Origin of the sequence: Streptococcus salivarius (genome assembly GCF_000785515.1) — a bacterium.
Lineage (GTDB): Bacteria > Bacillota > Bacilli > Lactobacillales > Streptococcaceae > Streptococcus > Streptococcus salivarius.
In genome coordinates, this window is the sequence record NZ_CP009913.1 from 2,174,750 (window position 1) to 2,188,923 (window position 14,174).

11 protein-coding genes, 3 tRNA genes and 1 other annotated feature are annotated in these 14,174 nt (G+C 37.5%); of the genes, 8 read left to right on the forward strand and 6 right to left on the reverse strand.

Annotation, left to right across the window (positions count from 1 at the left end; translation table 11 throughout):
* The first annotated feature begins 52 nt into the window (after positions 1-52).
* The gene (gene yaaA / locus SSAL8618_RS10140; protein WP_038676929.1) at positions 53-430 is read left to right on the forward strand and encodes a S4 domain-containing protein YaaA; all 378 of its coding nucleotides are present in this window, start codon (positions 53-55) and stop codon (positions 428-430) included.
* 2 nt (positions 431-432) lie between these two features.
* Entirely contained in the window at positions 433-1,533 is a 1,101-nt protein-coding gene (recF, locus tag SSAL8618_RS10145) for a DNA replication/repair protein RecF (RefSeq protein WP_038676931.1), read from the forward strand.
* A 181-nt stretch (positions 1,534-1,714) separates the two neighbouring features.
* Here the strand turns inward: recF and guaB are convergent, their stop codons facing one another.
* Together guaB and trpS are read right to left on the reverse strand one after the other, a co-directional pair.
* Positions 1,715-3,196, reverse strand: a complete 1,482-nt coding sequence (gene guaB, locus SSAL8618_RS10150) for an IMP dehydrogenase (RefSeq protein ID WP_013991341.1) — start codon at positions 3,194-3,196, stop codon at positions 1,715-1,717.
* Positions 3,197-3,374: 178 nt separating this feature from the next.
* Complete coding sequence (trpS, locus tag SSAL8618_RS10155; RefSeq protein WP_002883969.1) at positions 3,375-4,397, reverse strand: tryptophan--tRNA ligase; 1,023 nt, start codon at positions 4,395-4,397, stop codon at positions 3,375-3,377.
* Between the two features lie 44 nt (positions 4,398-4,441).
* Positions 4,442-4,681: a binding site (T-box leader), on the reverse strand.
* 144 nt (positions 4,682-4,825) lie between these two features.
* On the opposite strand from trpS, the gene SSAL8618_RS10160 reads away from it, so the two are divergent.
* The 3 genes from SSAL8618_RS10160 (at position 4,826) to SSAL8618_RS10170 (ending at position 10,030) form a co-directional block, all read left to right on the forward strand.
* Positions 4,826-5,698, forward strand: coding sequence for a YitT family protein (locus SSAL8618_RS10160; protein ID WP_002883963.1), 873 nt, complete (start codon positions 4,826-4,828; stop codon positions 5,696-5,698).
* Between the two features lie 66 nt (positions 5,699-5,764).
* Positions 5,765-7,387, forward strand: a complete 1,623-nt coding sequence (locus SSAL8618_RS10165; protein WP_022496143.1) for an ABC-F family ATP-binding cassette domain-containing protein — start codon at positions 5,765-5,767, stop codon at positions 7,385-7,387.
* A gap of 48 nt (positions 7,388-7,435) precedes the next feature.
* Positions 7,436-10,030, forward strand: a complete 2,595-nt coding sequence (locus SSAL8618_RS10170) for a YfhO family protein (RefSeq protein WP_038676934.1) — start codon at positions 7,436-7,438, stop codon at positions 10,028-10,030.
* A 102-nt stretch (positions 10,031-10,132) separates the two neighbouring features.
* Here SSAL8618_RS10170 and SSAL8618_RS10175 read toward each other — a convergent pair.
* Both SSAL8618_RS10175 and SSAL8618_RS10180 read right to left on the reverse strand, forming a co-directional pair.
* Positions 10,133-10,206 (reverse strand) — tRNA-Asn (locus tag SSAL8618_RS10175).
* Between the two features lie 22 nt (positions 10,207-10,228).
* Positions 10,229-10,300: transfer RNA gene (locus tag SSAL8618_RS10180), tRNA-Glu, on the reverse strand.
* Between the two features lie 187 nt (positions 10,301-10,487).
* On the opposite strand from SSAL8618_RS10180, the gene SSAL8618_RS10185 reads away from it, so the two are divergent.
* A tRNA-Arg gene (locus tag SSAL8618_RS10185) sits at positions 10,488-10,561 on the forward strand.
* A gap of 24 nt (positions 10,562-10,585) precedes the next feature.
* Here SSAL8618_RS10185 and SSAL8618_RS10190 read toward each other — a convergent pair.
* On the reverse strand, positions 10,586-11,269 hold the full coding sequence (locus SSAL8618_RS10190; protein ID WP_038676936.1) for a YoaK family protein: 684 nt from the start codon (positions 11,267-11,269) through the stop codon (positions 10,586-10,588).
* Between the two features lie 15 nt (positions 11,270-11,284).
* Positions 11,285-11,764: a 23S rRNA (pseudouridine(1915)-N(3))-methyltransferase RlmH gene (gene rlmH / locus SSAL8618_RS10195; protein ID WP_022495861.1), complete on the reverse strand. Its 480-nt coding sequence runs from the start codon at positions 11,762-11,764 to the stop codon at positions 11,285-11,287.
* A gap of 205 nt (positions 11,765-11,969) precedes the next feature.
* Here rlmH and SSAL8618_RS10200 point away from each other — a divergent pair, with 205 nt between their 5' ends.
* Both SSAL8618_RS10200 and SSAL8618_RS10205 read left to right on the forward strand, forming a co-directional pair.
* A complete protein-coding gene (locus SSAL8618_RS10200) occupies positions 11,970-13,205 on the forward strand; it encodes a S1C family serine protease (protein ID WP_037611167.1) in 1,236 nt (411 codons plus the stop codon).
* 66 nt (positions 13,206-13,271) lie between these two features.
* The gene (locus SSAL8618_RS10205) at positions 13,272-14,039 is read left to right on the forward strand and encodes a ParB/RepB/Spo0J family partition protein (RefSeq protein WP_038676938.1); all 768 of its coding nucleotides are present in this window, start codon (positions 13,272-13,274) and stop codon (positions 14,037-14,039) included.
* The last annotated feature ends 135 nt before the right edge of the window (positions 14,040-14,174 follow it).

Genomic DNA, 14,174 nt, shown 5'->3' on the forward strand with positions numbered 1-14,174 from the left:
TCCAATTATACCATTTTTATGCTATCTTATCTCAAGAGAAAGTTGAGGTACTATGGAATATAAATTATTTGATGAATACATCACACTGCAGGCACTTTTAAAAGAATTAAGTATCATTCATAGTGGCGGAGCTATAAAAGGTTTCTTGGCTAATAATACCGTTTTATTCAACGGTGAGGATGAAAAACGTCGTGGAAAAAAACTTCGTTATGGAGATGTTATTACCATTCCGTCTGAGGAACTTGAAATAACGATTGTAGCTCCAACGACAAATGAAATTGAAGAACATCAAAAAGAAGTCGCTGAAAAAGCACGTGTTGCTGCCATTGTTAAAAAAATGAATCAGGATAATAAAAAGAAACAAAAAGCACATCCGTCAAAAGAAAGCAATAAAACTAAACGACAACCCGTTCGTTTCCCAGGAACCTAACTATGTGGCTCGAAAAAATTGATATTCAACACTTTAGAAATTATACTGAAGCCTCTGTGAGCTTCTCACCTCATCTCAATATTTTTCTTGGTCGCAATGCCCAAGGAAAAACAAATATTCTTGAGGCCATCTATTTTCTAGCATTGACACGTAGTCATCGGACCCGTTCAGATAAAGAACTGATTCAATTTCAACAAAATACTCTCAAACTGAACGGCATCGTGCATCGTCATAGTGGGAAGCTACCTCTGGAAATCAGTTTATCTAATAAAGGACGCATAACAAAGGTTAACCACCTCAAACAAGCTAAATTATCCGATTATATCGGTCACATGACTGTGGTGCTATTTGCTCCTGAGGATTTACAACTTGTAAAAGGATCTCCAAGCCTGAGACGTAAATTTATAGATATTGATTTAGGACAGATTAAGCCTGTTTATCTCTCAGACTTATCAAGTTATAATCATGTACTCAAACAACGTAATGCCTATCTCAAATCTACTGACAATGTAGACATTAATTTCCTCTCAGTGTTAGATGAACAGCTTTCCGATTTTGGAGCACGAGTTATCGAACATAGACTAGAATTTATCAAGCAATTAGAGGAGGAGGCAGATAGACATCATAGTAACCTCTCAAATCAGATAGAGCGCCTTAAAATCTCCTACGAATCTAATATCCCACTGGAAAATAACAAAGTTATTCGCGAATCATTTTTAACCACGTTAAAGCAAAATCACAAAAGAGATATCTTCAAAAAGAACACTGGTGTTGGTCCACATAGGGATGATTTGACATTTTACATCAATGACATGAACGCATCTTTCGGTAGTCAGGGGCAGCAACGTAGCCTCATTCTTTCTTTAAAAATGGCTGAGATTGCTCTGATAAAAAAAGTAACAGGTGAATTTCCTATTCTTCTCCTCGATGATGTCATGAGTGAGCTTGACAACCACCGTCAACTTAAACTGTTAGAAAGTATTGACGAAGAGGTTCAAACCTTCATGACGACAACTTCACTTGATCATCTGAGTAACCTACCACCTGATTTAAAGACCTTCTTAGTTAAGAATGGTAATATTTATGAAAAACAAGTCGATTAAATGACTTGTTTTTCTATTTTTGGGTAATTGACAGATGTGACAAGTATCACCTAACAAGTTGTAAATTCTTTCAACCTAAATCCTTTATTAACAACTATACTCACGTAAATACGTTGTAAACTTATTGTAAATATCTCTGTAAACAAAAAGTACTTATCTGAGATAAGTACTTTTATGTTTATTAATGAGCTGAGTAGTTAGGCGCCTCGTTGGTAATTTGAACATCATGAGGGTGACTTTCAATAAGTCCTGCACCTGACATTTCAACAAACTGAGCTTTATCATGTAAAGCCTGGATGTCTTCTGCACCTGTATAACCCATACCTGCACGGATACCGCCAATCAATTGGAATACAATATCAGCAGCAGAACCTTTATAAGCTACACGGCCTTCAATTCCTTCTGGAACAAGTTTATTCGCTTCATTAACTGCACCTTGGAAGTAACGATCGCTTGATCCCTTCTTCATCGCTGCAATTGATCCCATACCACGGTATGATTTATATTTACGACCTTGGAAAATCTCAGTTTCACCTGGTGCTTCATCAGTACCAGCAAACATAGAACCAAGCATTACAGCATTACCACCTGCTGCAAGAGCTTTTACAATATCACCTGAGTATTTGATACCACCATCAGCAATGATTGTTTTTCCGTATTCACGCGCAACACTTGCAGCATCGTAAATAGCAGTGACTTGAGGAACACCTACACCCGCAACCACACGTGTTGTACAAATAGAACCTGGTCCGATACCTACTTTAACGACATCGACACCTGCTTCATAAAGTGCACGCGCACCTTCAGCTGTTGCAATATTTCCTGCAATCAAAGTACGATCTGGGAAGTGGGCACGAATTTCAGCAATTTTACGAAGAACACCTGCTGAATGACCATGTGCAGTATCAATGACAATAGCATCTGCGCCTGCTTCAAAGAGAGCTTCTGCACGTTCAAAGGTATCAGAAGTAACCCCTACAGCACCTGCTACCAAAAGACGACCGAACTCATCCTTAGCTGCATTAGGAAACTCGATAACTTTTTCGATATCCTTAATAGTAATGAGTCCTGACAAACGACCTTCTTCATCAACTAGAGGTAGCTTTTCAATACGATGCTCATGGAGAATACTTTCAGCTGTTTCAAGATCTGTTCCAACTGGAGCAGTGACCAATTTTTCAGAAGTCATGTGTTCTGAAATTGGAGTATCGTAATTAGAGATAAAACGCATATCACGGTTTGTGATAATACCAACCAATTTACGATTTTCAAGTGTCTCAACAATTGGAACCCCTGAAATACGGTAACGTTGCATCAACTCTTCAGCTTCAGCAACTTTATTTTCAGGCGTTAAGAAGAATGGATCAATGATGACACCATTTTCAGAGCGCTTTACTTTTCGAACTTCTTCAGCTTGTTCCGCAATAGACATATTTTTGTGAATGACACCCAAACCACCTGCACGAGCAATTGAGATAGCCATCTTACTATCTGTGACCGTATCCATGGCTGCAGTGATAATTGGGATATTTAATGTCAAATTTTTAGCCAATTTCGTCTTCAAGTTGACGTTGTTTGGTAGAACATGACTTTCCGCAGGAATAAGCAATACGTCATCAAAAGTGTAACCTTTTTTCAAGAATTTAGTGTCCCAATTTGACATTATAATCGTCCTCTTTTCTCAAAGTTTTGAGGTACAGAAACCCCAGTCTATTTTTTAATTGATAATATCATATCATGCTAAAATGATTTGTCAACAGATTTCGCATAAGATTCTAAGAAAACCTTTTTCCAAATAAAAATAGGGCTCCAGATTATCTTGAGTCCCTACTTTTTATTTCTTAAAAATAATTAATTCCCATTGCTTCTTTTACTTCTGCCAATGTTTGTCCAGCAACTTCACGCGCTGCTTGACTACCTTTTTCAAGCATACGGAAAACTTCTCCCATATCCTTGGCATATTCTAAACGGCGTTCACGAATTGGAGCTAACTCACGTTCTAAGATTTCTAGAAGATAACGTTTCGTCTTCACATCTCCTAAACCGCCTCGTTGATAATGTTCTTTCATTTCAGCAATTGTAGTAGCATCCTCTTCGCGACCAAAGATATCAAGATAATGGAAAACCATGTTACCTTCAATTTGGCCTGGATCTTCCACACGAATATGATTTGGATCCGTATACATGCTCATGACTTTTTTACGAACAGTGTCCTCATCATCTGAAAGGAAGATACCATTACCCAAGGATTTAGACATCTTAGCATTACCATCTAGACCTGGAAGGCGTCCTGCAGCTTCATTTTCAGGGTAGATTCCCTCTGGCTCAACCAAAATATCACAATTATAAGTATGATTGAAGCTACGTGCAATTTCACGTGTCTGCTCAATCATTGGCTTTTGGTCATTACCTACAGGAACATAATTTGCTTTAAAGGCCGTGATATCAGCTGCCTGAGAAATTGGATAAACTAGAAATCCTGTTGGAATCGATTCTCCGAAACCTTTTTGAGCAATTTCCGTCTTAACCGTTGGGTTACGCTCTAAACGTGCCAATGAAACTAGGTTCATGTAATACATAGTCAACTCAGCCAACTCAGGAATCTGACTTTGAATGAAAATAGTTGACTTCGCTGGATCCAAACCTACAGAGAGATAATCTAAAGCAACATTCCCAATTGATTCTTTGATGATCTCTGACTCTTTTGCGTGATCCGTAAGAGCTTGCTGATCAGCCAAGAAGACAAACATGTTATATTTATCTTCGTTTTGTAAAAGGACACGATTTTTTAAACTACCAACATAGTGTCCTAGATGAAGTTTCCCTGTTGGACGGTCTCCCGTCAAAATAATAGGTTTCGTCATATAATTACCTCTCTAATACAAAAAAATCCCCACGCAAAAACATGCGTGAGGGCGTTAATCACTTTTGATACGCGGTACCACCTCAGTTGATAACTCATTCTGCAGCTATCATCTCAAACCTTCTCAACAAAGAAGTTGCACGATAAGGGGTGCCAAACCTAACGTTTATGTGTTCACGTTAATTGTCAATTCTCTTCAGCCCATTCATTCCACCTTCATACTGGTTTTCAGCAACCACCAGCTCTCTATAAAAAAGGATAGAATTACTCTTCTGATGACTATTATTCTACATTGTTTTATCTATTTTTGTCAAGATTATGTTTCTAGTTTCACGTGAAACACAACCTCAGATACAACCAAAATAGTCATTACTTGACGGAAACTTAAAAAGACTTGATAATAAGAATATCATTTCTAGGAGATATTATATGAAACGTCGAATAATAGACATACTTTTAGTTACACTCGGTTCTTTTATTGCTGCGGTTGGCTATAACTCACTTTTAGTTAAGAATAATATTGCTTCAGGTGGTGTCGGAGGGCTAGCCATTAGTTTAAACGCCCTTTTTGGTTGGAATAATGCTAACTTCGTCTTAGCAACAACCATCCCTTTGTTAATTTTATGTTGGTTCTTTCTTGGCCGCGAAGTTCTCCTAAAAACCTTCTATGGGTCTCTTGTCTTCCCAACTTTTATTAAATTAACTGAGGGCTTACCTACACTCACCAAACAACCTTTGTTGGCTGCTATTTTTGGTGGGATTGTATTAGGGCTAGGACTAGGAATAGTCTTCTATGGAAATTCCTCAACTGGAGGAACTGGAATTATCACACAAATTCTCAACAAATATACGCCACTCCCACTAGGAATGGTACTACTTATTGTCGATGGGATCATTGTCGCAATCAGTGCTATTGCCTTTCCTCCTGATACTGTTATGTATTCCATTCTCTCACTTGGAGTTGTTTCTCTTACAATTGATAAAATGATGGTCGGACTCAATTCATCACGAAATCTTCTAATCATTTCGCAAAATAGTGAACAAATCCTAAACTACATCACTAGAGTGGCTGATCGAGGAGCAACAAAAATCCCAGTTCTTGGTGGACATACCGGACATGCACAAAATATGATTATGACCACCTTGTCAACTCATGAGGTTCCAAAAGTCCAAGAAGAAATCCAAAAAATAGATGAAACTGCCTTTATCGTCATTGTTCCTGCTTCTACAGTTATGGGACGTGGATTTAGCCTCCAAAAAGATTACCAAAGAGTTCCAAATGACTTTATTAATCCCTTGTAAAATCAATTGAAATAAAGTCTAATTTCTCGTAAAATAGTAGTTAAGAATAAAAATAAAGGATATTATATGCTTACTGTATCAGATGTATCGCTTCGTTTTAGCGATCGTAAACTTTTTGATGATGTTAACATTGCCTTCACGCCAGGTAATACTTATGGTCTTATCGGTGCTAATGGTGCTGGTAAATCTACTTTTTTGAAAATTTTAGCTGGTGATATCGAACCAACAACAGGACACATCTCTCTTGGTCCTGATGAACGTCTTTCTGTCCTTCGTCAGAACCACTTTGACTATGAAGAAGAACGCGTTATCGATGTTGTTATCATGGGTAATGAGCGCCTCTACGATATCATGAAAGAAAAAGATGCCATCTACATGAAAGAAGATTTTTCAGATGAAGATGGTGTCCGTGCTGCTGAACTAGAAGGACTCTTTGCTGAATTAGGTGGTTGGGAAGCTGAAAGCGAAGCCTCACAATTGCTTCAGAATCTAAATATCCCAGAAGACCTTCACTATCAAAATATGAGTGAATTGGCTAATGGTGACAAGGTGAAAGTGCTCCTTGCAAAAGCACTCTTTGGTAAACCTGATGTACTTCTTCTTGACGAACCTACCAACGGTCTTGATATTCAGTCAATCTCTTGGCTTGAAGATTTCTTGATTGATTTTGAAAATACTGTTATTGTCGTATCCCATGACCGTCACTTCTTGAACAAGGTATGTACGCATATGGCCGACCTTGACTTTGGTAAAATCAAACTCTATGTTGGTAACTATGACTTCTGGAAACAATCTTCAGAATTAGCTGCTCGCTTGCAGGCTGACCGTAATGCCAAAGCAGAAGAAAAAATCAAAGAACTTCAAGAGTTCGTTGCACGTTTCTCTGCCAACGCTTCAAAATCTAAACAAGCGACTTCTCGTAAGAAAATGCTCGATAAAATTGAGCTAGAAGAAATCGTCCCATCAAGTCGTAAATATCCATTCATCAATTTCAAAGCAGAGCGTGAAATCGGTAATGACCTTTTAACAGTTGAAAATCTCACTGTTAAGATGGATGGTGAGACTATTCTTGACAACATTAGTTTCATCTTACGACCAGGAGATAAAACTGCCATCATCGGTCAAAACGATATTCAAACAACTGCATTGATTCGTGCTCTTGCCGGTGATATTGACTACGAAGGTACAATCAAATGGGGTGTTACTACTAGCCGTTCTTACCTTCCAAAAGATAATTCTAAGGAATTTGCCTCTGGTGAATCTATCCTTGAATGGCTTCGTCAATTCGCAGAAAAAGGTGAAGATGATGATACCTTCTTGCGTGGATTTCTTGGACGTATGCTCTTCTCAGGAGATGAGGTTAATAAATCAGTTAGTGTCCTCTCAGGGGGAGAAAAAGTACGTGTCATGCTTTCAAAACTCATGCTTTTGAAATCTAACGTCCTTCTTCTAGATGATCCTACTAATCACTTGGATTTGGAATCAATTTCAAGTCTAAATGATGGTGTCCGTGACTTCAAAGAGTCTGTTATCTTTGCCAGTCATGACCACGAGTTTATACAAACAATAGCGAACCACATCGTTGTCGTTTCAAAAAATGGGGTTATTGACCGTATTGATGAAACTTATGACGAATTCCTTGAAAATGAAGAAGTTCAAGCTAAAGTCAAAGCTCTATGGGCTGATTAACTATAAAAAGACACAGGTTGGGATATCCCAACCTGTCTTAGTATCATTATGACAAATAAAAAATACCAAACGACCTCATTATTTTATCTGGCTGCTTTTTTCATACCTGTAATAATCATGATAGGTGTCCTTTTCAGCCAAAAAATCTATCCAGGTAGTGAAAGAACTATTTTAACAAGTGATGGTTTTCATCAATATGTGATATTTGCGACTGAACTTAGGAATATACTTCATGAAGATGGGAGCCTCTTTTACACCTTCACAAGTGGTCTAGGGCTTAATTTCTATGCTCTAACAAGCTATTACCTAGGTTCCTTCTTGTCTCCACTTTACTATTTCTTTACTGTCAACCAAATGGCCGATGCTTTTTATTATATAACACTCCTTAAATTCGGCCTTATTGGGTTATCAGGAGCTTTTAGTTTTAAGCGGCTCTTTACAAAAGTGTCAAGAAGTTTCATCCTATGTCTTTCTACAGGATTTTCTTTGATGAGCTTCGCTACCAGTCAGTTAGAAATTAATACCTGGCTAGATGCCTTTATTCTAGCACCTCTAATCATATTAGGTTTACACCTCTTACTAAGATTCAATAAACGGGGCTTATACTTTTTTAGCCTAACCTGTCTTTTTATCCAAAATTACTATTTTGGTTATATGATGGCTATTTTCCTAACCCTTTACACCATAGTACAATTGATAACTATCAAGGGATGGAAGATTAAGATTCTTCATTTCATAGACTTTGGAATTGTTTCTATACTTGCTGGTTTAAGTAGTGCTGTCATGTTACTGCCTACACTACTTGACTTGACCACACATGGTGAAAAGTTTACAGGTGCGTCAAGTTTGTTGACAGAGTCCACCTATTATTTTGACTTCTTTGCGAAAAATCTCGTTGGAGTTTACGATACTACTAAATTTGGGTCAATCCCTATGATTTATGTGGGAATCTTACCTTTGATTCTTTTTCTACTTTTCTTTATTAGTAGGGAAGTCAAGCTATCATTACGTCTAGGTTATCTCTTATTAGTAGCTTTCTTTATCGCTAGCTTCTACTTACAGCCTCTTGATTTGTTTTGGCAAGGAATGCATGCACCCAACATGTTTCTCCATCGCTATTCTTGGCTCCTATCTCTCCTAATTGTTCTTTTGGCAGGAGAAACACTCAACCGAATTAAAAACTTTTCTTTTAAAAGACTCCTCCTATCTTTCTTAGGATTGAGTACCGCTTACTTACTAACTTGGATTTTCCAATCTCACTATAGCTTCATTGAATCAGTCTCCTGGCTATTAAGCCTAGCATTTCTTCTAGCCTATGCCATTCTATTTATTAGCTATTTTAGACAGCAAATTCCTGGGAGTGTTTTTCGCTGTTTCACCTTCTTATTCTGCATTTTTGAGCTTGCATTAAGTACTTACTATGTTGTTGGAGCTCTGGGAAATGAGTGGGTATTTCCAACTCGTGAAGGCTACCTACGAAATATGTCAGCCATTACAAAACTAGTTTCAGATACTAAGCAAGCAAATAAGACTTTTTACCGTACTGAAAGGTTAGAGGCTCAAACTGGTAACGACAGTATGAAATTCAACTATAATGGTATCTCTCAGTTCTCATCCATTCGAAATACTGCTTCAAGCTCAACACTCGATAGGTTAGGCTTCAAATCTGAAGGGACTAATTTAAACCTACGTTACCAAAATAACACCATTATCGCTGATAGTCTCTTCGGAATAAAATATAATTTATCGAACTTTGACCTTAATAAGTATGGTTTTAATCACGTAACTTCTGAAAAAACAATGGGGCTTTATCAAAATAATAATGCAAGCCAGCTTGCTATCTTAACTGATGGCATTTACAAGAATATTGACTTCGCTGTCAATACGCTTGACAATCAAACTAGCTTGCTAAATGCTCTATCTGGACTTAACTTAACCTATTTTAAACGAGCTCCATCTCAACTTTTTGATCAAGATGCTAAGTCTTTGAATCAGCGCGTGGCTAAAAACGTTAGCAACTCGAATAAAGATTTTGTAACAATCACCTATCGAGTCATCGCTCCACCACATAGTCAACTCTATGTTAGTATTCCTAATATTTCTTGGTCCGATGACAATAACCACTCTCTGTCAATTACTGTAAATGGTGTGACAAGGAATCAAGTTACTGATAATACCTTTGATTTCTTCGATCTTGGCTACTTTGAAACAGAATCAATGGTTACCATCAAACTTAGTTTTCCTGGCAATAAAGCAATATCCTTTGATAATCCTAGTTTTTATGCCCTTGATACTCAAAACTATCAGATAGCTATGGATACTATTAATGAACGTGATAGCAAGGTTACGACGTCAAATAATAAAGTGTTCGTTGATTATAGTAGTAAAACGAATGCCTCACTATTCTTCACCATTCCATACGATAAGGGGTGGACAGCGACCATAAACCATAAAAAAGTTAAGATTCAACGAGCCCAAAAGGGGTTCATGAAAGTCGATGTCCCTAGTGGGAAAGGTAAAGTTGTTCTAACCTTCATTCCCTATGGTCTTAAGACAGGTTTATTGATTAGTCTATTGGCAAGTATCATATTTTGTTGCTACGCTTATTTCATCAGAAAAATAACCGTTATTCAAAAACGCTGATTATCTTAAATAAAATTAAATAGGTCTGGAACAATTGTTCCAGACCTTATTTATCTTTGGGTACAAAAAAACTCAAGCTATACAACTTGAGGTGTCTTATCACTCCGCCAGTAGGACTCGAACCTACGACATCATGATTAACAGTCATGCGCTACTACCAACTGAGCTATGGCGGATAAAACTGCTAAGTAGCAAAAATAGTCCGTACGGGATTCGAACCCGTGTTACCGCCGTGAAAAGGCGGTGTCTTAACCCCTTGACCAACGGACCAAGTTCTGAGATTTTTATCTCGTTAACACTCTTATTATTATATCAGAGTATTCGATTTTGTCTATACTTTTTTTCAAAAAAAAATATTAAATTTTGCTAAATTTATTCGAATTTTACGTTAGTTTTTATCTTGCTTTTACAAAGTATTGACATGTTGCTATATATTTTGTAAACTAATAGAGTTATTGGTCCCATAGCTCAGCTGGATAGAGCATTCGCCTTCTAAGCGAACGGTCGCAGGTTCGAATCCTGCTGGGATCAGATAAAAAACGCAATCTAGAATCTCTAGTTGCGTTTTTCTTTTGCCTCGATAAATAGGAAATAATTTAAAACAAGCAAGGGAAGCAAAGTCGTATATAGGCTGTATTCATGTAAATATTGAGCAAACCAAGTTGAGGCTGCAACTCCTACCATAAATGTAAAGATGATAATAATAGTGTAAGAAGCTTGTTTAAGCACTTTGGGATCCCCCTCGTCAATAGCCCTGGCAACGGTTAAAGAGGTATTCGTAATATTACCAGTCATCATGAAGGAAGCATAATTTACCCCTCTGACGCGCTTAAAAATCCCTACCTGAAGAGAGGCAAAAAATGCCAAGCCTGCAATCGTAATAGTAGAATCAACGTAAGGTGTAATAATGGCGAGAATAGTCATCAAGAGAAAGGCAAGTCTAATCGCTTGCAAATGCCATCCCCATTTATGGTTAATGAGCCACTTCTTAACAAAAAAAACAAAAAACTGACCTAAAACAAAGAAAAAAATAGGTATCACATAGCTGAAAGCTCTTGCAATATGCCCCTCAACAAGATGAATAACCAAATAAAGGAGATTACCTGTCTGAATACTTGCAAATCGTCCGTCTTGAGTATTGTAAGTATAGGCATCAATGAAGCCCCCTATATAACTTACTAGAGTTGCTACCCGTAATCCTTCAAAAACACGATAGGAGCGTTTTTTCATTCTGAACATGTCTGTTTCCTTCTTCTACTTATGGTAAGGACTTCCCTGCTGAATCATGAATGCGCGATAAATTTGTTCTACTAATACAAGGCGCATAAGCTGATGAGGGAACGTTAAGAGACCAAAACTCATTAATTGATTAGCCCTCTTTTTCACTGTAGGAGAGAGTCCCAAACTTCCCCCTATAATAAAAGTAATATCTGAATAGCCTCTAAGAGTCGCTTGCTCTAACTCTTTAGCAAATTGCTCCGAGGGAAATTGTTTTCCTTCAATAGCTAAGGCAATGACATAATCACGATCACCTACTTTAGCCAAGATACGCTGCCCCTCTTTGTCTAGGATAGCTTTATTTTCAGATTCGCTTGCATTATCTGGTGTCTTTTCATCCGTTAATTCTATAGACTCAAATTTTGTAAAGCGTCCTAGTCGTTTGACATACTCCGCAATGCCATCTTTCAAATATTTTTCTTTCAATTTTCCAACGGTAATCAATTTAACTTTCATAGGCTTATTATAGCACATATCCACAATCTTTTAACACCTTATCCACACCTTTTTACTGTTAAGAATCTTTAGTTATCCCTATAAAATAGCTTCTTATCTACACTTTTTGAAACTTATCCACAGACTGTTGATAACTGTTTTTTAAAATCACTTTATGATATAATTAAGCTTACTTTGATATGTTTATCAAAAAGGAGGACTAAACGTGAAAAAATTTAACTGGAAAAAAATAGTAGCGCCGATTGCAATGCTTGTTATTGGCTTACTAGGTGGTTTACTAGGTGCCTTTATCCTACTAACAGCAGCAGGGGTATCTTTTACCAATTCAACAGATACAGGTGTTAAAACAGCTAAGACCGTATACAATAATACAACAGATACAACTAAAGCTGTTAAGAAAGTACAAAATGCCGTTGTTTCTGTCATCAATTACCAAGAAGGGTCATCTTCAGATTCTCTAAATGAACTTTATGGCCGTATCTTTGGTGGAGATGATAGTTCTGACTCTAACCAAGACAAATCAAAAGATTCTGATGGGTTACAAGTCGCTGGTGAAGGTTCCGGTGTTATCTATAAAAAGGATGGTAAAGAGGCTTATATCGTAACCAACAACCACGTTGTCGATGGCGCTAAAAAACTTGAAATCATGCTTTCAGATGGATCAAAAATTACTGGTGAACTCGTTGGTAAAGATACTTACTCTGACCTAGCAGTTGTCAAAGTTTCTTCAGATAAAATTAAAACCGTAGCGGAATTTGCAGACTCAAACTCTCTCACAGTCGGTGAGAAGGCAATTGCTATCGGTAGCCCACTTGGTACCGAATACGCCAACTCAGTAACAGAGGGAATCGTTTCTAGCCTTAGCCGTACCGTAACTATGCAAAACGACAATGGTGAAACTGTTTCAACAAATGCTATCCAAACGGATGCTGCCATTAACCCTGGTAACTCAGGTGGTGCCTTAGTCAATATCGAAGGACAAGTTATCGGTATTAACTCAAGTAAAATTTCATCAACATCAGCAGTCGCTGGTAGCGCCGTTGAAGGTATGGGATTTGCCATTCCATCAAACGATGTTGTCGAGATTATCAATCAATTGGAAAAAGACGGTAAAGTTACACGACCAGCCCTAGGAATCTCAATGGCCGATCTTAATAGCCTTTCTAGCAGTGCAACTTCTAAATTAGATTTACCAGATGATGTGAAATCTGGAGTGGTAGTCGGCAGCGTTCAAAAAGGTATGCCAGCTGACGGTAAACTTCAAGAAAATGATGTTATCACTGAAATTGACGGTAAGGAAATCAGCTCAAAAACTGATATTCAAACCAATCTTTACAGCCATAGTATCGGAGATACAATCAAGGTAACCTTCTATCGTGGTAAAGAGAAGAAAACTGAAGAACTTAAATTAACAAAATCTACAGAAGACTTGTCTGACTAAGTCATTGACAAATCTGTCAAAAGACCTTTACAATAATGTAAAGGTCTTTTTTCGGAAAGGAATAACATGCAAGAACAACTCAAAGCTTTACCTATTAGTGACATCTATCCCAATCCTTTTCAACCTCGTATAGAGTTCTCTGATGAAGAATTAGCGGAGCTAAGCCAATCGATTGCAGAAAATGGACTGATACAGCCAATCATTGTCCGAAAATCGGATATTATTGGTTATGAACTAATTGCTGGGGAAAGACGTTTACGTGCCTGTAAACGTCTAGGAATGACAGAAATCCCTGCAGTTGTAAAGAAAGTTACAGATCAAGAAAGCCGTAAACAAGCTATTATTGAAAATTTACAACGATCGAATCTCAATCCCATTGAAGAAGCAAAGGCCTATCGTAGTTTAATTAATGAGCTAGCTTATAGTCACGAGGAACTGGCGAAAGCTATGGGGAAATCCAGACCTTATATCAGTAACGCTCTCAGACTCCTCCAACTTCCCCAAGAGATACAGACGAGTATCGAAAATGGCAAACTGAGTCAAGGACATGCTAGAGCACTTTTAGCTGTTGAGGATACAAAAAAGCAATTAACTATCTATCATCAGGTCCTTACTGAAAAATGGTCAGTTCGTACCCTGGAAAAAAGACTTCAAGAACTTCCAAAAAAACAAAAATCAAAAAAAGATATTCATATAAAAGATAAAGAAAAAGAACTTGAAAAATCACTTGGTCTCCCTGTTACTCTTCGTTATCACAAAAATCACTCTGGAACTATTCAGATCCACTTTTCGACGGAAGAAGATTTTAACAGAATTATCAACAAGCTTATTTGACCTGTGAATTGAGTAGCAAAAAGAAACAAACTTATCCACATCATAAAACGGTTGCCCTCCCTTTATTTTAGAGGGTTTCTTTTTTTATTCACAACTTGTGGATAACTCTTGTGCACAATGTTAATTACCTTTTTT